Origin of the sequence: Tranquillimonas rosea, assembly GCF_900111315.1 — a bacterium.
In the GTDB taxonomy this organism is placed as follows: domain Bacteria; phylum Pseudomonadota; class Alphaproteobacteria; order Rhodobacterales; family Rhodobacteraceae; genus Tranquillimonas; species Tranquillimonas rosea.
The window spans coordinates 26,401-49,613 of sequence record NZ_FOGU01000003.1 but is presented as its reverse complement, the minus strand read 5'-3'; the positions used below and the strand labels follow the sequence as shown (position 1 = coordinate 49,613).

General features: G+C 68.9%; 21 protein-coding genes. 12 read left to right on the top strand and 9 right to left on the bottom strand.

All coding sequences use genetic code 11. The features are described 5' to 3' along the window. Positions 1-665: 665 nt before the first annotated feature. Positions 666-1,586, bottom strand: a complete 921-nt coding sequence (locus BMZ25_RS05370; RefSeq protein WP_092689685.1) for a LysR family transcriptional regulator — start codon at positions 1,584-1,586, stop codon at positions 666-668. A 124-nt stretch (positions 1,587-1,710) separates the two neighbouring features. Here BMZ25_RS05370 and BMZ25_RS05365 point away from each other — a divergent pair, with 124 nt between their 5' ends. Together BMZ25_RS05365 and BMZ25_RS21375 are read left to right on the top strand one after the other, a co-directional pair. Beyond that, positions 1,711-2,652, top strand: coding sequence for a ring-cleaving dioxygenase (locus BMZ25_RS05365; RefSeq protein ID WP_092689682.1), 942 nt, complete (start codon positions 1,711-1,713; stop codon positions 2,650-2,652). Between the two features lie 70 nt (positions 2,653-2,722). Beyond that, complete coding sequence (locus BMZ25_RS21375; protein WP_092689675.1) at positions 2,723-3,103, top strand: low temperature requirement protein A; 381 nt, start codon at positions 2,723-2,725, stop codon at positions 3,101-3,103. Positions 3,104-3,420: 317 nt separating this feature from the next. Here the strand turns inward: BMZ25_RS21375 and BMZ25_RS05350 are convergent, their stop codons facing one another. Further along, a complete protein-coding gene (locus BMZ25_RS05350; RefSeq protein ID WP_092690947.1) occupies positions 3,421-4,965 on the bottom strand; it encodes a VOC family protein in 1,545 nt (514 codons plus the stop codon). 155 nt (positions 4,966-5,120) lie between these two features. Here BMZ25_RS05350 and BMZ25_RS05345 point away from each other — a divergent pair, with 155 nt between their 5' ends. The 3 genes from BMZ25_RS05345 (at position 5,121) to BMZ25_RS21105 (ending at position 6,619) form a co-directional block, all read left to right on the top strand. Further along, the gene (locus tag BMZ25_RS05345; RefSeq protein WP_092689672.1) at positions 5,121-6,056 is read left to right on the top strand and encodes a pirin family protein; all 936 of its coding nucleotides are present in this window, start codon (positions 5,121-5,123) and stop codon (positions 6,054-6,056) included. Positions 6,057-6,090: 34 nt separating this feature from the next. Beyond that, positions 6,091-6,318: a low temperature requirement protein A gene (locus BMZ25_RS21110; protein ID WP_235859789.1), complete on the top strand. Its 228-nt coding sequence runs from the start codon at positions 6,091-6,093 to the stop codon at positions 6,316-6,318. 70 nt (positions 6,319-6,388) lie between these two features. Further along, complete coding sequence (locus BMZ25_RS21105; RefSeq protein ID WP_235859788.1) at positions 6,389-6,619, top strand: hypothetical protein; 231 nt, start codon at positions 6,389-6,391, stop codon at positions 6,617-6,619. Positions 6,620-6,738: 119 nt separating this feature from the next. On the opposite strand, the gene BMZ25_RS05335 is transcribed toward BMZ25_RS21105, so the two are convergent. Beyond that, complete coding sequence (locus BMZ25_RS05335) at positions 6,739-8,100, bottom strand: formimidoylglutamate deiminase (protein WP_092689667.1); 1,362 nt, start codon at positions 8,098-8,100, stop codon at positions 6,739-6,741. Between the two features lie 84 nt (positions 8,101-8,184). On the opposite strand from BMZ25_RS05335, the gene hutI reads away from it, so the two are divergent. The 7 genes from hutI (at position 8,185) to BMZ25_RS05300 (ending at position 16,626) form a co-directional block, all read left to right on the top strand. Next, complete coding sequence (hutI, locus tag BMZ25_RS05330) at positions 8,185-9,402, top strand: imidazolonepropionase (protein WP_408033425.1); 1,218 nt, start codon at positions 8,185-8,187, stop codon at positions 9,400-9,402. Next, a complete protein-coding gene (gene hutH / locus BMZ25_RS05325) occupies positions 9,399-10,934 on the top strand; it encodes a histidine ammonia-lyase (protein WP_092689664.1) in 1,536 nt (511 codons plus the stop codon). Before hutI ends, hutH begins: the two co-directional genes overlap by 4 nt. Further along, positions 10,934-11,740 carry an N-formylglutamate deformylase gene (gene hutG, locus BMZ25_RS05320; protein WP_092689662.1) on the top strand — a complete coding sequence of 269 codons (807 nt, stop codon included), beginning with the start codon at positions 10,934-10,936 and terminating at the stop codon, positions 11,738-11,740. Before hutH ends, hutG begins: the two co-directional genes overlap by 1 nt. Next, the gene (gene hutU, locus BMZ25_RS05315; protein WP_092689657.1) at positions 11,737-13,404 is read left to right on the top strand and encodes a urocanate hydratase; all 1,668 of its coding nucleotides are present in this window, start codon (positions 11,737-11,739) and stop codon (positions 13,402-13,404) included. The genes hutG and hutU overlap by 4 nt, the downstream gene beginning before the upstream one ends. A 24-nt stretch (positions 13,405-13,428) precedes the next feature. After that, positions 13,429-14,514 carry a TRAP transporter substrate-binding protein gene (locus BMZ25_RS05310; protein WP_092689652.1) on the top strand — a complete coding sequence of 362 codons (1,086 nt, stop codon included), beginning with the start codon at positions 13,429-13,431 and terminating at the stop codon, positions 14,512-14,514. Positions 14,515-14,575: 61 nt separating this feature from the next. Continuing rightward, on the top strand, positions 14,576-15,079 hold the full coding sequence (locus tag BMZ25_RS05305) for a TRAP transporter small permease subunit (RefSeq protein ID WP_092689645.1): 504 nt from the start codon (positions 14,576-14,578) through the stop codon (positions 15,077-15,079). After that, a complete protein-coding gene (locus BMZ25_RS05300; protein ID WP_092689642.1) occupies positions 15,076-16,626 on the top strand; it encodes a TRAP transporter large permease in 1,551 nt (516 codons plus the stop codon). Before BMZ25_RS05305 ends, BMZ25_RS05300 begins: the two co-directional genes overlap by 4 nt. On the opposite strand, the gene BMZ25_RS05295 is transcribed toward BMZ25_RS05300, so the two are convergent. The 6 genes from BMZ25_RS05295 to BMZ25_RS05270 all read right to left on the bottom strand — a co-directional run bounded on the left by BMZ25_RS05295 (position 16,623) and on the right by BMZ25_RS05270 (position 23,078). After that, a complete protein-coding gene (locus BMZ25_RS05295) occupies positions 16,623-17,618 on the bottom strand; it encodes a zinc-dependent alcohol dehydrogenase (protein ID WP_092689639.1) in 996 nt (331 codons plus the stop codon). The two genes, BMZ25_RS05300 and BMZ25_RS05295, sit on opposite strands and share 4 nt — an antisense overlap. A 2-nt stretch (positions 17,619-17,620) precedes the next feature. Continuing rightward, complete coding sequence (gene hisD / locus BMZ25_RS05290; protein ID WP_092689637.1) at positions 17,621-18,946, bottom strand: histidinol dehydrogenase; 1,326 nt, start codon at positions 18,944-18,946, stop codon at positions 17,621-17,623. Positions 18,947-18,982: 36 nt separating this feature from the next. Next, positions 18,983-19,780 (bottom strand): ABC transporter permease, encoded by a 798-nt coding sequence (locus BMZ25_RS05285; RefSeq protein ID WP_092689634.1) that lies wholly within the window; start codon positions 19,778-19,780, stop codon positions 18,983-18,985. Beyond that, positions 19,777-20,718 carry an ABC transporter permease gene (locus tag BMZ25_RS05280; RefSeq protein WP_092689630.1) on the bottom strand — a complete coding sequence of 314 codons (942 nt, stop codon included), beginning with the start codon at positions 20,716-20,718 and terminating at the stop codon, positions 19,777-19,779. The genes BMZ25_RS05285 and BMZ25_RS05280 overlap by 4 nt, the downstream gene beginning before the upstream one ends. Positions 20,719-20,799: 81 nt before the next feature. Continuing rightward, positions 20,800-21,909, bottom strand: coding sequence for an ABC transporter substrate-binding protein (locus BMZ25_RS05275; protein ID WP_092689624.1), 1,110 nt, complete (start codon positions 21,907-21,909; stop codon positions 20,800-20,802). 35 nt (positions 21,910-21,944) lie between these two features. Beyond that, positions 21,945-23,078 (bottom strand): ABC transporter ATP-binding protein, encoded by a 1,134-nt coding sequence (locus tag BMZ25_RS05270; protein ID WP_092689621.1) that lies wholly within the window; start codon positions 23,076-23,078, stop codon positions 21,945-21,947. Positions 23,079-23,213: the final 135 nt, after the last annotated feature.

Genomic DNA, 23,213 nt, shown 5'->3' with positions numbered 1-23,213 from the left:
TTTCGGGGTTTCCGCGCACTTTTTACAACCAAAGTTTGCCCTGCGGGGTTCTCGGGCAGCGGGTAGGCTCGCTTCTTGCGTCTTCAGCCTTCCGCGGCTTGCACGGGCATTTCGGGCGAACTTTGGTGCCGGCAAAGCGAAAGCATGGGGCTACCGGGCGATCATCGAGAACGGCCGCGATGATGCCGCGGCCCTTCTCGAAATTCTGGCCGACTTCGTCGACAGGCAAAGCGCTGGCTATACCAGAGACAGCCCGTTGCGCGGTCGACAAGAAAATCTGAAGCCCAGGTAGCGCCCTCTCTGTATCTGAGCGATGACGAGCAGATCACCTAAGCAAGCTGGCCAAGATCTCACGGGAGATCTGCAACGGGTAGGTGAAGAGGCATCAGTTCATTCTTGATCTCGGCATCGAAGCGCAGTTGCAGTCCGGTCGATCGCCGCACGAGCGAGATCGAATGGGCCTTCGGGCAAGAGCGATGGCTTTCAACGCGAGTCTTGACGCAGCGGCGCCAAAGCGCTTCACTCGCATTGAGAGATGCAGGGTAACGTAGTGCGATGCATATTCCGGCCCCTGCCACGGCGCGATGTGCCTGGTTGCACTCGTCTTAACGCAGCGCAGATGGAATGGCGTCGACGCTTGGCAACCCTTAGCACGCTGACGCTCTTCACGCCGCGACTCGCCATGGCGCGCCGTTCTTTAGTTCGTCCGCGAGATAGTCGACGAATCCGCGCAGTTTCGCCGGCACCGGCCGGATCGGTGGCCAGACAGCGGCGATGGGTAGCGCACGTGTCTCCCAACCGGACAGTATCGGGACAAGCGTGCCCCGGTCGATCGCGGGCTGCGCGATGAACCCCGGAAGCATCGCGATCCCGAGGCCGTGAACCGCGAGATCCCGCATGGCTTCACCGTTGTTGACCGTCAGACGGGTGCGAGCGACAGGCGCCAGCGTCCGACCGCGCTCGCTGAATTGCCAGAACCGCGCGTTGGACATGTTGCTGTAGCCGATGCAGGCATGTTCGGCGAGATCCATCGCCGTTTCCGGCTTGCCCCGGGCATCCACGTATTCGGGGCTGGCGCAGACCATCATGCGATCGTCGCAGAGCTTGCGCCGGATCATCGCGCCATCCTGAAGGTCGCCTATCCGGATGCCGACGTCGTAGCCTTCCTGCGCGAGGTCGTGGTAGCGGTCGTCGTAGTCGACGCGAAACTCGAGGTCGGCGTGCTTCTCGGCGAAACGCGCGATCATTGAACTGAGATACTGCGTGCCGAAAGTCATCGGCGCGGAAATTTTCAACACTCCACGCAGCGAAATCGACCCATCCATTTCCCACGCAGCGGACTCGGTCGCCGCGCTGAGCTCCGCCAGCGCCGGACGCAGACGCTCGGCCAGCCGCTCGGCGGCCTCGGTAGGCGCAATGCGGCCGGCCTGCCTGCGGAACAGAGCGGCGCCGAGCGAGCGCTCAAGGTCCGAGACCCGCTTGCTGACCACGGATTTTGCGAGGTTCAGCCGGGCGGCGGCCGCGGTCAGCGTGCCGAGCTCGATCACGGCGAGGAAGGTTTCGATCTCGTCGAGGGTGTAGCGCATTGCAGGACGGTAGCACCTCCCGTCGGCGTTCGGAATTGCCGAACGCGGCGATCCGGCGCGGCGGTCTGGCGCGATGCGGCGATGCCGCCGATATTCCGGACAACGCAAGAGTTAGGAGGACGTCATGGACCTGACGGGCATCCACCACCTGACGGCGATCAACGCCGACGCAGGGCGGACCAACCGTTTCTACACCGACACGCTCGGCCTGCGCCGGGTCAAGAAGACGGTGAACCAGGACGACACCAGCGCCTATCACCTGTTCTTCGCCGATGGCGCGGGCTCGCCGGGCACCGACCTGACATTCTTCGACTGGCCGGTTGCCGCGGAGCGCCGCGGCACCCGCTCGATCAGCCGCACCGGCCTGCGTGTGGCCGAGGACAGCTTCGACTACTGGGCGGGCCGGCTGCGCGACCGGGGTGTGACCGCGGGCGACATCGCCACCCTCGATGGCCGCGCAACGCTCGATTTCGAGGACCCGGAGGGTCAGCGCCTCCGTCTGACCGCGGACGCGGGCGGCGACAGCCATTCCTGGGAGAAGAGCCCGGTGCCGGCGGAGCATCAGATCCGCGGCCTCGGGCCGATTACCATTTCCGTGCCGGACTTGGCGCCAACGAAGGCCATGCTGACGCACGTGATGAACATGCGCGAGAGGCGCGACTACCCAAGCCCGGACGGCGCCGGTCGGATGCATGTCTTCGAGATGGGCGCTGGCGGCCCCTCGGCCGAGCTGCACGTGGCGGTCCAGCCCGGTCTGCCGGTGGCGCGGCAGGGCGCCGGCGCGGTGCACCACGTGGCCTTCCGCACACCGGACGTGGCCTCGATCCACGCATGGACCCGGCGGCTGCAAGAGTTCCGCGTGCCGTCCTCGGGCGAGGTCGAGCGCTACTACTTCCGCTCGCTCTACTTCCGGGAGCCCGGCGGCAACCTCTTCGAGATCGCAACCGACGGGCCGGGCTTTGCCGTGGACGAGTCGTTCGAGACGATGGGCGAAGGTCTGTCGCTACCGCCCTTCCTCGAGGACCGGCGCGCCAGCATCGAGGCGGGACTGACGCCGATCGACTGACCGAGACGGGCCGCCAGGAGATCCCCGGTGGCCCGGTTTCGCCTTTGCACACGGCGATGTCCTGGTCAGGATGCCGACGACGCCGTTTCGCCCCGCCTTTCCCCGTTTCACCCCGCGCGACGCCAACGCCCCATCCCGCGGGGTGACTCCGTTCGAGCTGATGTTCGACCTCGCCGCGGTGATGGCCATCGGGGCGGCAGCCGGGCACCTTGCCGACGCCATCGCGGCGGGCGCCGTGCAGACCGGGCCTACCGGCTTCGCGTGCAGCTTTTTCATGATCTGGTGGGCCTGGATGAACCGCACGTGGTTCGCCTCGGCCCATGACGACGGGTCGACGGCCTTCCGCATCCTCACCATGGTGATGATGTTCGGCGCGCTGATGCTGGCCGCCGGGATCGGCTCGGTCTTCGCGGAGGAGCCGATCCGGCTGGCCACCACCGGCACGTCATAGGCCATGACGAGCTTGCAGAGCGCGATGACGTTGAGGTCGATCTCCTCGTGTGGGGAGGAGGTTACGGTCTGGTATTGCTCGGGCTGGTAGTCGATCAGCACGACCACGCAGTTCTCCGGCGTCAGCAGGTGATCCGCCTTGGGGTCGCGGATCGGTTCGGGATCGGTCTTGGCCATCTTTGCCTACTCAGCTCGCGGGTGTCACGGCCGAATGGAGATGGAGAACAATCGCTCGATATCAGAGAGCGGTCGCGGCGACGCGCGCCACGTAGCGGCCGTGGCGCGCGTCGGTGCCTTCGCTTGCGATGGTGACATCGCTCATCGCGTCTCTCCTCGCACGCGGGCGTCCTCGAGCCAGCCGCGGGCCAGGTCGAGGTCGCCGTGCGTCAGCCCGTGACCCGTCGGCAGCCTACGCGCATCGAGCGTCGCGCCCGAAGCCTCGGCCCAGTCGTTGAGCCGCGGGGCGAGGCGGCCGTAGGGGTCTTCGGCCCCGGTGACGGTCAGGAGGCGCAGGCTTGAGAGGTCGGCCTGCGGCAAATCCTCCAGCGGCATCAGCGGGCGCAGCAGGATCGCGCGGCGAATCCGTCCGGGATAGAGCCCGGCCACCGCGGCGGCAAAGTTGGCGCCGTTGGAATACCCCAGCACGGTGATCGCCTCGGCGTCGAGGTCGTAGGCCGCCTGCGCCTGCTCGAGGAAGGCGTTGAACGCCGCCGCTTCGGAGCGGATGTCGTCCTGGTCGAAGCGGGTCATGTCGAGCCGGCGGAAAAAGCGCGTGACGCCTTCCTCTGTGGAACGGCCGCGCACGCCCAGCAGCGTCGCATCCGGATCGATCCGGGCGGCGAGCGGAAAGAGGTCGGTCTCATTACCGCCGGTGCCGTGGAGCGTCAGGATGACGTGGCCGTTGGGGTGCTCGGGCCGGTGAAAGCGGTGGGTGAAGGGCAGGTCTCGCATGACGATCCTTTCCTCGCCCGGCAGGGCGATCTGCGGGAGCATGACGCGCAGGTCCTCGGCCCGGGCGGCATCGCCCTCGGGCACGAAGAGCGTCTCTCCGAGGTTGTCCATGTCTTCGTCCACCGCCATGCCGGGGCCGTCCGTGGCGTGTTCGATCAGGATGCCGGCGGGCTCGCGAACGTAGAGCGACAGGAAATACTTGCGGTCGTGCACATTCGTGGCGCCATCGTAGTCCTCGAGTGCGGTCCGTATCCGGCGCAGCGTGTCGGCGTCCCCGGCGCGAAAGGCCACATGGTCGATGATGCCGGTGCCCGGAATGCCAGGCACGAAGCCGGACGCGTCGCGGATGTCCAGGGCGTCGCTGTCGGATGTCCAGCGCCGCGTCGCGCCCTCCCGCACCGTCTCGCGGTAGCCGAAAGGCCCGATGAAGGCGCCAGTGGCCTCGGGCGAGTCGGTCAGGAGCGTCACCGCCCGCAGCCGCGTGAGCGCGGCCGGATCGGAGAGCGGCGCGGAGGCCGGGGCGTCGCTGCCCACCAGCTTGACGATGATGCGGTCGGGGTCCTTCAGGCGTAGCACCGGCTCGCCGAACTCGCGCGACGGGCCATCGACCGCCAACCCGGCCTCAAGCGCGCGGGTCAGCCAGGTGCCGATGGAGTCCTTCGGCACGGCAAAGGCGATCTCTGCGACCTGTCCGTGACCGACCCTCCCCGGCGCACCGTCCTCCCAGGCGAGGAACGTCACGAGCGAGCCGGGCCTGCCGGCGGCATCGCCGTAGAAGAGGTGCAGCTGCTCGGCGTCCTCATAGCCGCCGGTCCGCTTGACCAGCCTCAGGCCGAGGAAGCCGGCATAGAAATCAACATTCGCCTGCACCTTCCGAGTGATGGCCGTGACGTGATGGATGCCGGACGTCATGTCGCCCTCCAAAGCCGTATCGGCGACAAACCTATGAACGGGCGGCCCGGTCACCAATGCTCTGGCACGGAACCCCGCGTTCGCGAAACGCGAACCGCTTGGCAGTGGTCGGACGGCGTGGGGCGCCATAGGATAAGCGACGAAAGGAGACCCACATGAGCTGGAATCCCGCGCTTGCCCCGGTCTGTCCCGACGAGGTCGGGGTCGACGCCATCGAGACCCTGATCGTGCCACGCGCCCGCGACATCGGCGGCTTCGAGGTGCGCCGCGCCCTGCCGGCGCCTAAAAGGCAGATGGTCGGGCCGTTCATCTTCTTCGATCAGGCCGGCCCCGCGGAGTTCCTGACGGGCCAAGGGATCGACGTGCGGCCGCATCCGCACATTGGCCTCGGCACCGTGACCTACCTCTACCAGGGCGACTTCCATCACCGCGACAGTCTCGGCACCGACCAGATCATCCGCCCCGGCGCGGTCAACTGGATGGTCGCCGGCCGTGGCGTCACTCATTCCGAGCGCACCAGCAGCGCGGCGCGCTCCGGCCCAAGCGCGCTCTACGGCATCCAGACCTGGATCGCGCTGCCCGAGGACCGCGAGGACATGGAGCCGGACTTCGAGCACCACGCCGCCGACAGCCTGCCGGAGTTCGAGGATGGCGGGGTCAAGGCGCGGCTGATCCTCGGCTCGGCCTATGGCCGCACGGCGCCGGCGACGCTCCAGTCCGAGACCTTCTACCTCGACGTCACGCTCGCCCCGGACGCGTTGTTTCCGTTGCCCGACGATCACGAGGACCGCGGGCTCTACGTCACCGAGGGCTCGGTCAGCATCGCCGGTCAGGAATTCGAGGCCGGCCGCATGATGGTTTTCCGGCCCGGCGACCGCATCGCGGTGAAGGCGGGGGCGCGCGGCGCGCGGCTGATGGCGCTGGGGGGCGCGACGCTGAACGGGCCGCGCTACATCTGGTGGAACTTCGTCGCCTCGACCCGCGACAGGATCGAGCACGCCAAGGAGGAATGGCACGCCGCCAATTGGGGCAAGGGACAGTTCGACCTGCCCGAAGGCGACCGTGACGAACACATCCCGCTGCCGGATTGACCGGCGTGGGCTGGCCGGCCGACGAGGAGAGGTCATGGCCCTGAGCGACTTCCCGATCTGGCGCCGGCCGCGGCATCACATGGATGTCGAGGCGCCCGGCCACCACGTGCACTGGGTCGAGCTGTTCTTCGACCTCGTCCACGCCGTGACCATCTTCCAGCTCGGCAACTTCCTGTCGGATCACCTCGACCCGGGCGGGTTACTGGTCTTCACCGGGCTGTTTCTCGCGGTCTTCTTCGCCTGGGCCGACAGCTCGGTCTGAAATTCGCTCTAAATCTCGACTGACATCCCGCATCGCAGCGTCATGGCGGTGCAGATCGCTCGGCCTCGCGGTGTTCCTCGCCGCAATCTGGGCGCTTCAGCGACTGGTGGAAGGACGCGAGATCAGCCGGCGCTACTATCACGGTCGCCTGCGGCTCTTCGGCATCGCGATGGCAGTTCTGGTGCTCGTCGTGCATCCCCTTGTGCCCGCGATCATTGGCAACCTGCTTTGGGGGATAGGCCTGTTCTCTGAAGTCGCCTGGCCGCTCCGACTGGCTGTGCGCGATCTGCGCGCGGCATGAGATCGACGTATCCATCGCGGATCGAGAATTCCGGCCGAAACGGGGGGAGTGGATCAACCGGCGCACTCTCCGCAACGCCGGAGGGACGTGCGGTCTCGGCTCAGTTGCCGTATCAAAGTTCAAACGTCGGTTGTCAGCTTGCCGACCACCTCGCGGTAGCGTTCGGCGATCCGGGTGCGGTCGGTGTGGCGGCCGTCGGTGACGAGGTGGCGGCCGGCTGACCAGACTTCGGTGACGAGGCGGTCGTCGGCGGCGAAGATCCAGCTGTCGAGACGGCTGTCGCCCTCGCGTCCGGCGAGATCGACGGCGTCGGCGTCGAGCGCCAGGAGATCGGCCCAGCGGCCGGGTTCGACCGCGCCCGCCATGCGGCCCGCGGCTTGCGCGCCGCCTTGGCAGACGGCGTCGAAAAGGACGCGCCCCGTCGACCGGTCGGGCTTGGCCAGCACCGCGCGGGCGCGGTCGCGAAGGCGCTGGGAGTACTCCAGCGTCCGCAGTTCCTCGGCCAGAGAGATGCGGATGTTGCTGTCCGAGCCCACGCCGAACCGGCCCGCGGCCGCCTGCCAGCGGGCGCCGTCGAAGATGCCGTCGCCCAGAGAGGATTCCGTGATCGGGCACAGACCGGCGACGGCGCCGGTGGCGGCCAGCGCCTCGGTTTCGTCCGGCGTCATCTGCGTGCAGTGGATTAGGCACCAGCGCGGGTCCACGGGAGCGTTGTCTAGCAGCCAACGCGCGGGGCGGGCGCCGTAGGCGGCCTCGACCTCGTCGACCTCGGCGGTCTGCTCGGCGAGGTGCATGTGGATCGGGCCGTCGGTCAGTTCCTGCACCGCGCGCAGGCTGTCGGGATCGACCGCGCGCAGGCTGTGCGGCGCGACCCCGACACTGGTGTCGGCGGGCAGGTCCCGGACCAGCGTCGTGGCACGCTCGTGCAGGCGGGCGAAGCTGTCGAGATCGTTGCCGAAGCGCACCTGTCCGGCCCCCAGGGAACGACGGTCGCAGCCGCCGTGTCGGTAGAGCACCGGCAGCAGCGTCAGCCCGATCCCGGTCTGCCGGGCGGCGGCTGCGATGCGGCCGGCCATCTCTCCGATATCGTCGTAGGGCGTGCCGTCGGGGGCGTGGTGAAGGTAGTGGAACTCGACGTTGCAGGCATAGCCGGCCTCCAGCATCTCCATCTTCACGAAGGCGGCGATGGCCTCGACGTCGTTGGGGGTGAGCTGGTCGAGAAAGCGGTACATCAGCTTGCGCCATGTCCAGAAGCTGTCGCGCGGGTCGGGGCCGCGCCGCTCGGTCAGGCCCGCCATCGCGCGCTGGAAGGCGTGGGAATGCAGGTTGGCGGGGGCGGGAAGGAGCGTCGCCACACGCTGCCCCTGCGGGGCGCTGTCCGGCACCACCGCGGCGATGCGCCCGTCGGGGGCGATATCCACCCGCACGTCGCGTGCCCAGCCCGTCGGCGTCAGCGCCGTCTCCGCCCAGATCGTCTGCATCGTCCCGGCCTCATGCTCGATTGACTCGTGAAATATATCTATACATATTTGACGCAGAACAACAGGGGACATGCGGCGACCTCCATGATGACAGACAGCCCCCTTGAACCCGCGGTGCTGGGCAATGCCCGGATCGCGACACTTGCCGGCGCCGCCTATGGCCTGATCGAGGCCGGCGCGGTCTGCGTCGAGGCCGGCCAAATCCGCTGGGTCGGGCCCGAGGTCGATCTGCCCGAGGACTGGGCCGGCGTGCCGCGCACGGATCTGGGTGGGCGGCTGATGACCCCCGCGCCGATCGATTGCCACACCCACGTCGTTTTCGGCGGCAGCCGCGCGCGGGAATTCGAGCTGCGGCTCGAAGGCGCCAGCTACGAGGAGATCGCGCGCGCCGGCGGCGGCATCGTGTCGACGGTCGGCGCCACGCGGGCGGCCGGCGAGATCGATCTGTTGCAGGCCGCGCTGCCGCGTGTCGACGCGCTGATCGCCGAGGGCGCCACGACGATCGAGGTGAAGTCGGGCTACGGGCTGGACCACGAGACCGAGCTTTCCATGCTGCGGGTCGCCCGTCGGATCGGTCAGGAGCGGCCCGTCCGCGTGGTGACGACGTTCCTCGGCGCCCATGCGGTGCCGCCCGAGGATGGCGCCGATGCGGACCGGTATATCGACGAGGTCTGCATCCCGGCCCTCAGGGCGGCGCATGAAGAGGGGCTGGTCGACGCGGTCGACGGCTTCTGCGAGGGGATCGCCTTCGACACCGCGCAGATCGCGCGGGTGTTCGACGCGGCGCGGGAGCTGGGCCTGCCGGTCAAGCTGCATGCCGAGCAGTTGTCGCAGATGGGCGGGACCAAGCTGGCCGCGTCCCGTGGCGCGCTGTCGGCCGACCACGTCGAATACGCCGACGCCGAGGACGCCGCCGCGTTGGCTGCGGCGGGCACGGTGGCGGTGCTGCTGCCTGGCGCGTTCTATACGCTTCGCGAGACGCAGGTGCCGCCGGTGCAGGCGTTCCGCGACGCGGGCGTGCCGATGGCGCTGGCGACCGACTGCAATCCCGGCTCGTCGCCGCTTACCTCGCTGCTGCTCACGCTGAACATGGGGTGCACGCTGTTCCGCATGACGCCGGAAGAGGCGCTGCGGGGGATCACCGTCAACGCCGCGCGGGCGCTGGGCCTGAAGGATGCGGGCGTCGTGGCCGAGGGTAGGCGGGCCGATCTGGCGGTCTGGGACGTGACCGAACCGGCCGAGCTGGCCTATCGCATCGGGTTCAATCCGCTCTACCGCCGCTATTTCGCGGGTGCGGCATGAGCGCCGTGACGCTCGTGCCGGGCGCGACGTCGCTGTCGACCCTGTTTCCCATCTGGAACGCCGGTGCGGCGGCCGTGCTGGACCGCGCGGCGCGGCCCGCGGTCGAGGCGGCGGCGGGCAAGGTCGCGGCGGCCGCCGGGGGCGAGGACGCGGTTTATGGCGTCAATACCGGCTTCGGCAAGCTCGCCTCGGTCAAGGTGGCTTCAGCGGATACCGCGCAGCTTCAGCGGAACCTGATCCTGAGCCATTGCTGCGGGGTGGGCGAACCGCTGGACGTCCCCACGACGCGGCTGATGATGGCGCTGAAGCTGTTGTCGCTGGGCCGCGGTGCGTCTGGCGTCCGGTGGGAACTCATCGCGCTGATCGAGGGGATGCTGGCCGAGGGCATCACCCCGATCGTGCCGTCCCAGGGCTCGGTTGGCGCGTCCGGCGATCTCGCGCCGCTCGCCCACATGGCCGCCGCGATGCTGGGCGAGGGCGAGGTGGATGTCGCGGGCCAGAGGCAAAGCGCTACGGCGGCGCTCGAGGCCGCGGGGCTGCGCCCGATCGTGCTGGGCGCGAAGGAAGGGCTGGCGCTGATCAACGGCACGCAGTTCTCGACCGCCTGCGCGTTGACGGGTCTGTGGCGGGCGTGGCGCGGGGCCGTCGCCTCGACCGTGACGGCTGCGCTGTCGACTGACGCGATCATGGGATCGACCGCGCCGCTGCTGGCCGAGATCCACGCCCTGCGCGGCCATGCCGGGCAGATCGAGGTGGCCGACCGGATGCGCTGCATCATGGACGGTTCGGAGATCCGCGAAAGCCACCGCGAGGGCGACCCGCGGGTGCAGGACCCGTATTGCATCCGCTGCCAGCCGCAGGTCGTGGGGGCCGCCGTCGACATGCTGCGCATGGCCGCGCGCACGCTGAGCATCGAGGCGAACGCGGTGACCGACAACCCGCTGGTGCTGATGGACGACGACCGCATCGTCTCGGGCGGGAACTTTCACGCCGAGCCGGTGGCGATGGCAGCCGACCAGATTGCCATCGCCGTGGCCGAGATCGGCGCGATCGCCCAGCGGCGCGTTGCGCTGATGGTGGACCCGACGCTCAGCCACGATCTGCCGCCGTTCCTGACGCCCGATCCGGGTCTGAACTCGGGTTTCATGATCGCCGAGGTGACGACAGCGGCGCTGATGAGCGAGAACAAGCACCTGGCCGCGCCATGCTCGATCGACTCGACCCCGACGAGTGCCAACCAGGAGGATCACGTCAGCATGGCCGCGCACGGGGCGCGGCGGCTGTCGCGGATGGCCGACAACCTGATGGTGATCCTCGGCGTGGAGCTGCTCTGCGGGGCGCAGGGCGTCGAGTTCCGCGCCCCCCTGGCGACGAGCGCGCCGCTGGCGCGCGTGGTGGCGCGGCTGCGCGAGGACGTGCCGGCGCTGGGCGTCGACCGGGTGCTGGCCCCCGACATCGAGACCGCCGCCGCGCTGGTGGGCGAACTGACGCTCGACGACACGATCGGCGGGATGAGCCTGGAGGAGACGTGATGGAGCCGGTCGAGGTCACAAGGGGCACGCTGCCCGTCGTGCTGGGGCTGCCGCATACCGGGACATGGGTGCCCGACGAGGTGGCGGACGGACTGAACGAGACGGGACAGGCGCTGGCCGATACCGACTGGCATATCGACCGTCTCTACGAGGGTCTGCTGCCGGGCGTCTCGACGGTGCGGGCCACGTTCCACCGCTATGTCATCGACGCCAACCGCGATCCGTCGGGGGTGAGCCTCTATCCCGGCCAGAACACCACCGGGCTTTGCCCGACGACAGATTTCGATGGCCGCCCGATCTACCGCGACGGCGCGGCGCCGGACGATGCCGAGATCGAGCGGCGCAGGCTGGCCTTTCACGCGCCCTATCATGCCGCGCTCGAGGGCGAACTTGCGCGGGTGCGGGCCGAGCATGGCGTGGCGATCCTCTATGACTGCCACTCGATCCGCTCGCACATCCCGTTCCTGTTCGATGGCATCCTGCCCGACCTGAACGTAGGCACCGCCGAGGGCACAAGCTGCGATCCGGCGGTCGAGGCGGCGGTCATCGGGGCCTGCCGGCAGGCCGAGGGGTATTCGGAGGTCCTGAACGGTCGGTTCAAGGGTGGCTGGACGACGCGGCACTTTGGCCGCCCCGCCGATGGGTGGCACGCCATCCAGATGGAGATCGCGCAATCCGCCTACATGGACGAAGAGCCGCCCTGGACGTGGCGGACCGCGCGCGCCGATCCGCTGCGTGCGCTTCTCTCCGGCATCCTGCATGACCTGGCCCGCCTGGCCCCCACGCTGAAAGGCACCACCGCATGACACACTCGCGCCACAACATCCGCGACATCTATCCCGACACCGGCCCCGAGATCACCGCGAAGAGCTGGCTGACCGAGGCGCCGATGCGGATGCTGATGAACAACCTGCATCCCGACGTGGCCGAGAACCCGCACGAGCTGGTCGTTTACGGCGGGATCGGCCGGGCGGCCCGTAGCTGGGAGGATTTCGACCGCATCGTCGCCAGCCTCAAGACGCTGGAGGACGACGAGACCCTGCTGGTGCAGTCCGGCAAGCCGGTGGGCGTGTTCCGCACCCATGCCGACGCGCCGCGCGTGCTGATCGCGAACTCGAACCTGGTGCCGCACTGGGCCACCTGGCAGCATTTCAGCGAGCTCGATCGCAAGGGGCTGATGATGTACGGCCAGATGACCGCAGGGTCGTGGATCTACATCGGCAGCCAGGGCATCGTTCAGGGCACCTACGAGACCTTCGTCGAAGCGGGGCGGCAGCATTATGACGGAAGTCTGACCGGTCGCTGGATCCTGACCGCCGGCCTTGGCGGCATGGGCGGGGCGCAGCCCCTGGCGGCGGTGATGGCCGGCGCGTGCTGCCTTGCGGTGGAATGCGACGAGAGCCGCGCCGATTTCCGCCTGCGGACCGGCTACGTCGACGAAAAGACCCGCGACCTCGACGAGGCGCTGCGGATGATCGAACGCTGGACCGCGGCGGGCGAGGCGAAGTCCGTCGCGCTGATCGGCAATGCTGCCGAGATCTTCCCCGAGATGGAGCGGCGCGGCGTGCGTCCGGACATCGTGACCGACCAGACCTCGGCGCACGATCCGGTCAACGGCTACCTGCCCAAGGGCTGGTCGGTGGCCGAGTGGCGCGAGCGCCGCGAAACCCATCCCGACGAGGTCGAGGCGGCGGCGCGGGCCAGCATGAAAGAGCATGTCGCCGCGATGGTCGCGTTCTGGCGGGCCGGCGTGCCGACGCTCGACTACGGCAACAACATCCGGCAGGTCGCCAAGGAAGAGGGGCTGGAGGACGCCTTTGCCTTCCCCGGTTTCGTGCCCGCCTATATCCGGCCGCTGTTCTGTCGCGGCGTGGGGCCGTTCCGCTGGTGCGCGCTGTCGGGCGACCCCGAGGACATCTATCGCACCGACGAGAAGGTGAAGGAGCTGATCGACGATCCGCACCTTCACAACTGGCTGGACATGGCGCGAGAGCGCATCTCGTTCCAGGGCCTGCCCGCGCGGATCTGCTGGGTCGGGCTGGGACAGCGGCACCGGCTGGGGCTCGCCTTCAACGAGATGGTCCGCAAGGGCGAGCTGAAGGCGCCGGTGGTGATCGGGCGCGATCACCTGGATTCCGGGTCGGTCGCCAGCCCCAACCGCGAGACCGAGGCGATGAAGGACGGCAGCGACGCGGTGTCGGACTGGCCGCTTCTGAACGCGCTTCTCAATTGCGCGTCGGGGGCCACCTGGGTCAGCCTGCACCACGGGGGCGGAGTCGGAATGGGCTTCAGCCAGCATTCGGGGATGGTGATCTGCTGCGACGGCACCGAGGCGGCCGACCGCCGGCTCGAGCGGGTGCTGTGGAACGACCCCGCAACAGGCGTGATGCGGCATGCCGATGCCGGCTACGACATCGCGCTGGACTGCGCCCGGGAAAACGGGCTCGATCTGCCGGGCATTCTCGGCTGATTTGACAACAAGGAGGTAAAGACAATGGATAGACGTTCCTTTTTGACGACGGGGGCGGTCGGCACCGCCGCCTCGGCGCTGGCGGCGCCGGCCATCGCGCAGGACACGCGGGAATGGACGATGGTCACCGCATGGCCCAAGAACCTGCCGGGGCCGGGGGTCGCAGCGCAGATGCTGGCCGACCGGATCAGCACGCTGTCGGGCGGCCGCCTGACCGTGCAGCTCTATGCCGCGGGCGAGCTGGTGCCCGGCAACGGCGTGTTCGACGCCGTGTCCGAGGGCACCGCCGACCTCTACCACGCCGTGCCGGCGTACTGGGGCTCGAAGTCCAAGGGCATCCTGCTGTTCGGCTCGCAGCCCTTCGGCCTGCGCGCGGACGAGCAGGTGGGCTGGCTGACCTATGGCGGCGGTCAGGAGCTCTATGACGAGATCTACGGGCAGTTCGGGCTGAAGCCGTTCCTGTGCGGCAATTCCGGCCCGCAATGGCAGGGCTGGTTCCGCAACGAGATCACCTCGGTCGACGACCTGCGCGGGCTCAAGTTCCGCACCACCGGGCTGGCCTCCGAGATGTGCTCGAAGCTGGGCATGGCCGTGCAGGCGATGGGCGGCGGCGACATGTTCCAGGCGCTGCAATCCGGCGCGCTCGACGCGGGCGAGTTCATCGGGCCGTGGAGCGACTCGGCGCTGGGCTTCTACCAGGTGGCCAAGAACTACTACTGGCCGGGCGTGGGCGAGCCGTCCTCGGCCGAGGAATGTGCCGTCAACGCCGAGGCGTACGGTGCGCTGCCCGACGATCTGAAGGAAGTCGTGCGCGTGGCCTGTTCCAGCCTCTACAACGATGTCTGGACCGAGTACACGACGCGGCACGCGCAGGCGCTGAAGCAGATGGTAGACGAGCAGGGCGTGCAGGTGCGCCAGCTGCCCGAAGAGGTCGTCAGCGCGATGGGCGACGCCGCCCAGGAGGTCATCGCCGAGCTCCTGGAGGACGACGACGAGCTGACGCGCCGCACGGCCGAAAGCTTTGTCGCCTATCGCGACTCGGTCGGCGACTACATGGTCTATGCCGACAACGGGCAGATGAACGCCCGCGCCAAGGTGTTCGACTACTGAGCCCCGCGCCGCGCGGCCGGACCCCGGCCGCGCGGCGGTTTCCCGACAGAGGAGTGCCGCGATGGATCGGGCGGCCGACTGGCTTGACCGCGTGAACCGCATCACCGGCGCGACCGTGCGCTGGATCGCCCTTGTCATGGTGATCCTGCAGTTCGGGGTCGTGCTGCTGCGTTACGTGTTCGGCATCTCGGACATCGCGCTGAATGAAAGCGTGCTGTACCTGCATGCCACGCTGTTCATGCTGGGGGCCGGCTACACGCTGCTGGTCGACGGGCATGTGCGGGTCGACATCTTCTATGCCAAGGCGCGGCGCGGGACGCGGGCGGGGATCGACGTGTTCGGGCATCTCGTGCTGCTGATCCCGGCGATGCTGGCGCTGCTCTACTGGTCGTGGCCCTCGGTGCGGAATGCCTGGGCGATCCGCGAGGGGCCGATCTCGGTCGGCGGCATCCCGGCGGTCTACCTGCTCAAGACGCTGATCCCGGCGTTCTGCGTGCTGCTGATCGTGCAGTCCGTGGCCTGCCTCCTGCGCGAACTGGCACGGTTGAGGGCCGGCAGGGAATGACCGAATACCTCGACCTCCTGATGTTCGCGGGCCTGATGGGCTCGATCCTGCTGGGCTTTCCGGTGGCCTTCTCGATCGCCGGGACGGCGATCCTGTTCGCCTATCTCGGCTGGGCCACCGGCGCGATGAAGCTGACGCTGCTGGGCGCCCTCGGGCAGCGCGTCTACGGTGTGCTGACGAACGAGACGCTGATCGCCATTCCTCTCTTCGTGCTGATGGGCGTGGTGCTGGAACGCAGCCGGATCGCCGAGGACCTGCTGCAGACGATGGGCCGGCTGTTCGGCGGCCTGCGCGGCGGGCTGGGCATCTCGGTGGTGCTGGTGGGGGCGCTGCTGGCGGCCTCGACCGGGATCGTGGGCGCCACGGTCATCGCGATGGGGATGATCGCGCTGCCGACGATGCTGCGCAACGGCTATGACGCCCGGCTGGCCTCGGGGTTGGTCGCGACCGCCGGCACGCTGGGCCAGATCATCCCGCCCTCGACGCTGCTGATCATCCTGTCCGACGTGATGTCGAGCGCCTATCAGCAGGCGCAGTACGAGCAGGGCAAGTTCAGTATCGAGACGATCTCGGTCGGCCAGATCTTCGCGGGCGCGCTGTTGCCGGGGCTGCTGCTGGTGTCGATCTACATCGTCTATCTCCTGATCCGCGGGGCGCTGCGGCCGCAGGACATGCCGCCCGTGCTGCACGCCGACGGCAGGCCCTCTCTGTCCGAGGTGCTGGGCGCCGTGGTGCCGCCGGTCGTCCTGATCGTGGCGGTGCTGGGGGCGATCCTGGGCGGCATCGCCACGCCCACGGAATCCGCGTCCGTCGGGGCCGTGGGGGCGATCCTGCTGGCCGGCATCCGTCAGGGGGCGCCGCGCTGGCTGATCCTCGGCGGCGTTGCGGCGCTTCTGATCCTCGCCGTCGCGGCGGGCGTGGCGCCGGTGCGGCTGCAACGCAGCGACGCCGGCCTCGGCAGCATGATCGCGGGCGGTCTCTACGCCGCGCTCGCGCTGGCCGGGCTCGCCGCCCTGGCGGCAGCGCTATGGCGGATGGGGCGGACGGGCATCCTCGGCGGGGCGGTCACGGCGACGATGACGGTCACGTCGATGATCTTCGCCACGATCCTGACCGCCAGCGTCTTCTCTCTCGTCTTCGTCGGTCTGGGCGGCGATCACCGGGTCGAACAGATCCTCGAGGCGCTGCCGGGCGGGCCGACGGGCGCGCTGATCTTCTCGATGGCGCTGATCTTCGTGCTGGGCTTCTTCCTGGATTTCGTCGAGATCACGGTGATCCTGCTGCCGCTGGTGGCGCCGGTGCTGATCCTGATGGGGCACGACCCTGTCTGGCTGGCGATCCTCATCGCCATCAACCTACAGACCTCGTTCCTGACGCCGCCCTTCGGCTTTTCGCTGTTCTACCTGCGCGGCGCGGCCCCGCCCGAGATCACGACGGGCCAGATCTATCGCGGCGTCGCCCCGTTCATCGGCTTGCAGATCGTCGGGATCGCCCTGGTCTGGGCGTTGCCGGTGGTGGCGACGTGGCTGCCGCGCGTGGTGTTCTAGTCGAGGTCCGGCCGGACGATGGTCTTGAGCCCGGCCACATCGCCCGAGAGATGCCGCGCGTAGGCGTCGGGCACCGCGGCGAGCGGAATCTCGGCGTCGATGAAGCGATCCAGCGCCGCGCCGAGCTGCGGCATCAGGCCGGCGACCTCGGCGAGTTCGTGCCCGAAGGCGTGGCAGCCGATCAGCGACGTCTCGCGCTCGACCAGCTGCACCGGGTCGACCTGAAGGTCGGTGCCGCCGATGCCCACCAGGGCGACGCCCCCGCCGCCCGCAAGGGCGTCGAGAAGCCCGCCGATCACCGCCGTTGCGCCGGTCGCGTCGATGGCGTGGCGCACCGGGTCGGGGCCCAGGCTGTGGAGCGTCGCCACCGCGCCGCCGGTCACCTCGGAGACCAGTCCCGCGCGGTCCGTGCTGCGGTCGATCAGCACCAGCGGGTGCCCGCGCCCATGTGCCAGCAGCGCGGCGAGCCCGCCGATGGCGCCGCAGCCCGCGATGGCGATGGGCGCGCCGTCCGGGGCCGCCAGCTTGTTCAGGGCATGCAGCGCGACGGCCAGCGGTTCGGCCATGGCGAGGTGCCGGTCGGCGACGCCCGTGGGCGCGCGCAGGATGTTGCGGGCGGGCAGGGTGACGCTTTCGGCAAAGCCGCCGTCCACGACCTCTCCGACGAACCCCAGCGCCTCGCAGATCTGCGGCAGGTCGGCGCGGCAGGCGGCGCAGGTGCCGCAGACGACGCGGCTGTCGACCAGCACGCGGTCGCCCGCCTCGACATGGTCGGCCCCCGCGCCGCACGCTGTCACCACGCCGGTCAGCTCGTGCCCGGCGACAGACGGCGCGCGGCTGATCCACGCGCCTGTGGCGAAGTTGTGCAGGTCCGAGCCGCAGATGCCCGCCGCGGTCACCCGCAGCGCGATCTCGCCCGGTCCGGGCGCGGCCGCGGGGGGCATGTCCTCGACGCGGAGATCGCGGATTCCGTGAAGGCGGACGGCGCGCATGGTCAGTTCCCCAGGTAGCGTTGGCGCATCGGCCCGACGGCGTTGGCGTGGGACGAGAAGCCTTCGTATTCGGCCAGGCGGCGGGCGTTGTCGGCAAGGTCCGGATAGCCCTTGGCGGTGACGTAGCCGACCGAGCTGCGGCGCATGAAGTCCGACACCGACAGCGGCCCCCAGGTCCGCGCCCCGCGCGAGGTCGGCAGCACGGCGTTGGGGCCGAGACAGAAATTGGCGATGGTGATCGGCGTGTGCGGACCCATCAGAACCTCGGCCGCCTCGGTGATCTCGCCCAGATGCTCGAACGGCTCCTGCGACAGGATCTGCAGGTGCTCGGGCGCGTATTCATTGATGAAATCGTAACTGTCCTGGATCGATTGGGTCAACGCGATCCCGCCGGCGGGACCGCCGAGGACGGCCTGCGAGAAGGCGACGCGCTGTTCGCTCATCTCGGCCCAGTGGCTCGGCAGGGCGGCCGTCGCCTCGTCCACGACCCGCTGCGAATGGGTCACCAGCCAGGCCGAGCTATCGGGGCCGTGCTCGGCCTCGATCAGCAGGTCGAGCGCGGCGAGACCGCCATCGACGCTTTCGTCGGCGAAGATGATCGATTCAGACGGGCCGGCGGGCAGGCCGGGGTCGATCCGGTCGGACAGCATCCGCTTGGCCGCGACGACGAAGGGGCTGCCGGGGCCGACGATCTTGAGCGCCGGCTGCACCGTCTCGGTGCCGAAGGCCGCCGCCGCGACCGCCTGGGCGCCGCCGGCCTTGTAGACCGTTTCGACCCCGGCGAGCCGCGCGGCGACCAGCGTGGCGGCGTCGACCTTTCCGTCGGGGGCCGGCGGGGTGAAGATCGCCAGCTTGGGCACCTTGGCCACCACCGCGGGCACCGAGGTCATCATCGTCACCGAGGGGAACGATCCCTTGCCGCGGGGGACATACAGCGCGACCGAGCGGATCGGCGTGAAGCGGTCGCCGGCGAAGGCGCCGGGGCGGATCTCCTTCATCCACATCGGCTCGGGCGCTTGCTCTTCGTGGAAGCTGCGCAGGTTGCCGATGGCGAAGCGGATCGTCTCGATCAGTTCGGGCTCGACGAGGGCGAAGGCGTCGTCGAACTCGGCCTCGGTGACCTTCAGCGTGTCGGCGGTCAGCCCTTCGGCCCGGTCGAACTCCCGCCCGAAGCGCACCAGCGCGGCGTCGCCCTCGTCGCGCACGGCGTCGACGATGGGGGCGACCTTGTCGAGAAAGCCCGAGATGTCGGTTTCGGACCGGCGCATCAGCGCCGCGCGGTCGTCGGGGGAAAGCTGCGAGAGGGTCTGGATGTTGACGTCGGACATGGGGCTACCTTGGGGACGGATGCCGGGCGGGCCGGCTCATTTCGACTTGAGGAAGATCTCCAGCCCGACGAGACGGTCGAGCAGGGCGATCGCGGCGGCCGCGACGGCGATGAACACCACCGAGACCGCGGCGAGGTCCGGCGTGATGATCGACCGGATCGAATTGTAGATCTGCACCGGCAGCGTCATCGTCCGCGCGTCGACCAGCAGAAGGCTGACGAGAAACTCGTTCATCGCCAGGATGAACATCAGGAGCGACCCGGTGATGACGCCGGGCATCACCGCCGGCAGCGTCACGGCGAAGAACGTCTGCACCCGCCCCGCGCCGCAATTCGCCGCGGCGAGTTCGAGATCCGGGTCAAGCAGCGCCGCGCTGGACGAGACCGACCAGATGATGAACGGCAGGTTGATCACCGCGCAGGCGACGCCGATGGGCCAGAGGTTGCCCAGGGCGCCCCAGGCGCCGAAGACCAGCATCAGGCCGATGCCGGACCCGATCAGCGGGATCGTGAAGGGCAGCAGCAGGTAGACCTGCACCACGTTGCCGAAGCGCAGCCTGTAGCGCGACAGCGCGATCCCGGCGAGCGTGCCGACGGGCATCGCGACGAGGGTGCAGATCGTCGCGACCCAGAGCGAGCGGAAAAAGGCGGCGCGCAGCTCTCCGGCGCGGGCGACCCGGTCGTACCACTTCAGCGAGAAGCCGTCGGGCGGAAAGGTGATGATGTCGCCCGAGGTGAACGAGGCGCCGATCACCACCAGCGTCGGCGCCGACAGGGCGATCAGGGCGATCCAGACCAGGCCCCAGATGACGATGCGTTGCGACCGGCTGATCATTTCCGTGCCCCCAGGGCCAGGGTGCCCGCGCCGAACAGGGTGAACACCGCGCCCACGATCAGCGACCCCAGCGCCACCAGCATCAGCGCCAGCGCCGAGCCGAGGCCCTGGTCCGCCGTGCGGAAGAACTGGTCGTAGATCGCGTTGGCGATGAAGTCCTGCGAGCCGCCGCCGAGGATCGCGGGCATCGCGAAGTCGGTGAGTGACAGGGTGAAGACCACGATTCCGGCCCCGATCAGCCCCGGCCGGGCCATGGGCAGGATCACGTGCCAGATCGCCCGCGGCCAGCTTGCGCCCAGCGAGCCTGCGGCGATCTCGGTCTCTTCGGGGATCGCGGTCAGCGCCGGGGCCAGCATCAGCACGCCGAAGGGCAGCATGTACTGCACCAGGCCGAAGATCACCGCGGGGAAGTTGAACAGAAGCCGGATCGGCTCGACCCCCACGACGCCGAGCATGTCGTTCACGATGCCGTTGTTGCCCAGGATGATGAGCCAGCCATAGGCCCGCACGACCTGGCCGATGAAGAACGGCAGGAACAGAGCGATCAGCAGGGCCTTGCGCACCGTCGCGCTGCGCGTGCGGACCATCGCGTAGGCATAGGGAAAGGCAAAGGCCAGTGTCAGCGCGGTGGTCAGCGCGGCCGCCAGCAGCGAGCGCCACGCGACCTTGAAATAGACAGCCGACGTGAAGGCGTCGGCGTAGTTCGCCAGCGTGTACGCCTCGGACATCCGGAAGGTGCTGGTGTCGAGGACATGCATCGAGGCGTCGCCGATCTGGATCAAACCCAGCACCAGCAGACCGACCAGGAGGATCGCCGGTGCCGCCAGCAGCCAGCCGGTCATGCGCGAGAACGTGGCGGGCCAGAGGATGTCGGCCCCGCGTTCGAGCGCGTCCATGACGTGCCAGCGCAGGGGATAGCGGAAGGATCGGTCGGGCATGTCGTCCTCGGCGGCCGCCGCGGCGGCCGGACTGTGGCAAGGCCGCGCCCGGCGGACCGGGCGCGGCGCGGGAAACGGGGCTCAGCCCTGCATGATTTCCTTGAAGCGCGAGAACCACTCGCTCTCGTTCTGGACCTGCACCTCGGACGAGATGCGGATCAGGTTCTCGAAGTCCTCGGGCTCGGTCGGGTAGGAGGGATCGTCCGCCAGCCCCTCGGGCGGGGTCAGGCCCGGCACCACGCCGGGCAGGCCCAGACCGTCAAGCCAGACCTGCTGCGCCTCCTGGCTGATGGCGAAGTTGATGTACTGCTTGGCCCAGTAGAGCTCGTTCTCGGGCAGGCCCTGCGGCACCCAGAGGCCGTCGGTGTCGAACTTGCAGCCCTCCTGCGGGACGGTCCACTCGATCGGGACGCCGTTCTGCTGCGCCGCGAGCGCATTGGTCGAGATGGTGCACGCGACGTCGATCTCGCCGTTCTGGAACCAGGCGGTGAAATCCGGATCCTCGCCCAGAAGCGGGTTCAGCGCCTTGATCTCGCGCACGAAGTCCCAGCAGGGCTCCATGTTCTCGGGGATGTCGTCCAGGCTGCCGCCGCCCGCGACCTGCGCGGGGAAGTGGAAGCCGATCCCGTCGTTGTAGAGCGCGATGCGCCCGTCGAACCGCGGATCCAGCAGATCCCGCCAGGATTGCGGCGGGCCGTCGGGGAACGCCTCGGGCCGATAGGCCAGCACGTAGACGTAGCCGTAGGTGTTGACGATCGGATAACCGTCGAGCCCGACGGGCTTTGCTAGATCGGTCGTGTTGGCGAGGTTCGGCAGGTCCGACAGATCCTCGGTCACGCCGCGCAGCGCCGATTTCGTGGCGTTCGTGGTGGTGTCCCAGTTGACGTGGATCGGCGGCATCCGGTTTTGCGCCACCGCCGCCCAGATCTTGGGCTGGATCTCGTTGTCCTCGGTCAGGTCATGGCGCACCGTGATGCCCGTCATCTCGGTGAACGGGTTGGACACGCCCGCCTTCAGCGCCTCGACCCAGCTGCCGCCCCAGGCGCGCACGATGATCTCGCTGGGCTTTTCGGGCTCGTCCTGCGCCAGCAGCCGCCCCGCCGGCATGCCGGCGACGAGCGCGGCGCCGCTTGTGGCCATGGCGCTGCGCATCAGGCCGCGCCGGGTCAGTCCTTTTCCAGTGTATCGCATGTCGATCCTCCGTGTTGGATATCCCTGTGTCCGTCTCACGCCGGTTCCCCGGTCTTCTTGAAAATCCGCAGGTCGGCCTCGGTCCAGCCGACCCGGACCGCCGCGCCGGCGCCGTAGAGGTCCTGCGCGGCGGGGTCGTGGTGATAGATCCGCAGCGCCGCGTCGCCGAGCGCGGGAACGGTGACCACGTAGACCAGACGCTCGCCCTCGAAGATCACGTCGTCGACCACCCCGTCGAGCTGCGTGTCGCATGCCTCGAGCGTGGTGCCGGGCGCACCCAGCCGAACCTGTTCGGCGCGGATCGCACCGCGGGCAGGGCTGCCGGGGTCCAGCTTGGACACCGGCGTGCCGGCGCAGGAGACGCCGCCCACGTCCAGCGCGCCGCCGTCGAAGCGGCCGTCGAGGAACGAGGTCACACCGATGAAATTCGCGACGAAGGCGTTGGCCGGGTTGCGATACATCTCCGAGGGGCGGGCCGCTTGCTGGATCTCGCCGTGATCCATGACGATGATCTCGTCGGAGACGACGAGCGCCTCGCGCTGGTCGTGGGTGACGTTGATCGTGGTCACGCCCAGCTCCTTCTGGATGCGCCGGAACTCCAGCTGCATCTCCTCGCGCAGCTTGCGGTCCAGCGCGGCCAGCGGTTCGTCCAGCAGCAGCAGGTCGGGCTCGAAGACCAGCGCGCGGGCGATGGCCACCCGCTGCTGCTGGCCGCCGGACAATTCGTGGATCCGCCGGTCGCCCAGCCCGTCGAGGCGGACGAGCCGGAGATAGGCGTCGACCTTGTCGGGGGTCGTCGCCGGATCGTGGCGCCGCATCTTGAGCGGGAAGGCCACGTTCTCGGCCGCGGTCATGTGCGGGAACAGCGCGAGCCGCTGGAACACCATGCCGATCGAGCGCTTGTGCGGCGGCTTGGCCGAGATGCGCTGACCGTGGATCCGGATCTCGCCGCGCGTGGGCGTCTGGAACCCCGCGATCAGCCGCAGAAGCGTCGTCTTGCCCGACCCCGACGGCCCGAGGATCGTCAGGAACCGTCCGGTCTCGAGCGTGAAGGACGCGTCCCGCACCGCCAGCGTGCCGGTGCCGAAATCCATGTCGACGCCATCGACCGAGACCGCCGTGGTGGCGGTGCTGGCGGTATCGGTCCGCACGGCTTCGGCAGTGCTCATCGCAGGCTCCTCATCAGGTGCGTCTCTCATGGCCCCACCGACGCGGGCAGCGCTATCGTAATTCCAAGGCGCAGAATAAGTATATACCTTTTTGCGCCCTGTAATTTCATTTGTTGCGCAGTTTCGCGGCACTTA

What these genes read in the sequence shown, in the direction of transcription:
- BMZ25_RS05370 (WP_092689685.1), bottom strand. Translation starts at nt 1,586, where the DNA reads ATGCGCTACACCCTCGACGAGATCGAAACCTTCCTCGCCGTGATCGAG.
- BMZ25_RS05365 (WP_092689682.1), top strand. Translation starts at nt 1,711, where the DNA reads ATGGACCTGACGGGCATCCACCACCTGACGGCGATCAACGCCGACGCA.
- BMZ25_RS21375 (WP_092689675.1), top strand. Translation starts at nt 2,723, where the DNA reads ATGCCGACGACGCCGTTTCGCCCCGCCTTTCCCCGTTTCACCCCGCGC.
- BMZ25_RS05350 (WP_092690947.1), bottom strand. Translation starts at nt 4,965, where the DNA reads ATGACGTCCGGCATCCATCACGTCACGGCCATCACTCGGAAGGTGCAG.
- BMZ25_RS05345 (WP_092689672.1), top strand. Translation starts at nt 5,121, where the DNA reads ATGAGCTGGAATCCCGCGCTTGCCCCGGTCTGTCCCGACGAGGTCGGG.
- BMZ25_RS21110 (WP_235859789.1), top strand. Translation starts at nt 6,091, where the DNA reads ATGGCCCTGAGCGACTTCCCGATCTGGCGCCGGCCGCGGCATCACATG.
- BMZ25_RS05335 (WP_092689667.1), bottom strand. Translation starts at nt 8,100, where the DNA reads ATGCAGACGATCTGGGCGGAGACGGCGCTGACGCCGACGGGCTGGGCA.
- hutI (WP_408033425.1), top strand. Translation starts at nt 8,185, where the DNA reads ATGATGACAGACAGCCCCCTTGAACCCGCGGTGCTGGGCAATGCCCGG.
- hutH (WP_092689664.1), top strand. Translation starts at nt 9,399, where the DNA reads ATGAGCGCCGTGACGCTCGTGCCGGGCGCGACGTCGCTGTCGACCCTG.
- hutG (WP_092689662.1), top strand. Translation starts at nt 10,934, where the DNA reads ATGGAGCCGGTCGAGGTCACAAGGGGCACGCTGCCCGTCGTGCTGGGG.
- hutU (WP_092689657.1), top strand. Translation starts at nt 11,737, where the DNA reads ATGACACACTCGCGCCACAACATCCGCGACATCTATCCCGACACCGGC.
- BMZ25_RS05310 (WP_092689652.1), top strand. Translation starts at nt 13,429, where the DNA reads ATGGATAGACGTTCCTTTTTGACGACGGGGGCGGTCGGCACCGCCGCC.
- BMZ25_RS05305 (WP_092689645.1), top strand. Translation starts at nt 14,576, where the DNA reads ATGGATCGGGCGGCCGACTGGCTTGACCGCGTGAACCGCATCACCGGC.
- BMZ25_RS05300 (WP_092689642.1), top strand. Translation starts at nt 15,076, where the DNA reads ATGACCGAATACCTCGACCTCCTGATGTTCGCGGGCCTGATGGGCTCG.
- BMZ25_RS05295 (WP_092689639.1), bottom strand. Translation starts at nt 17,618, where the DNA reads ATGCGCGCCGTCCGCCTTCACGGAATCCGCGATCTCCGCGTCGAGGAC.
- hisD (WP_092689637.1), bottom strand. Translation starts at nt 18,946, where the DNA reads ATGTCCGACGTCAACATCCAGACCCTCTCGCAGCTTTCCCCCGACGAC.
- BMZ25_RS05285 (WP_092689634.1), bottom strand. Translation starts at nt 19,780, where the DNA reads ATGATCAGCCGGTCGCAACGCATCGTCATCTGGGGCCTGGTCTGGATC.
- BMZ25_RS05280 (WP_092689630.1), bottom strand. Translation starts at nt 20,718, where the DNA reads ATGCCCGACCGATCCTTCCGCTATCCCCTGCGCTGGCACGTCATGGAC.
- BMZ25_RS05275 (WP_092689624.1), bottom strand. Translation starts at nt 21,909, where the DNA reads ATGCGATACACTGGAAAAGGACTGACCCGGCGCGGCCTGATGCGCAGC.
- BMZ25_RS05270 (WP_092689621.1), bottom strand. Translation starts at nt 23,078, where the DNA reads ATGAGCACTGCCGAAGCCGTGCGGACCGATACCGCCAGCACCGCCACC.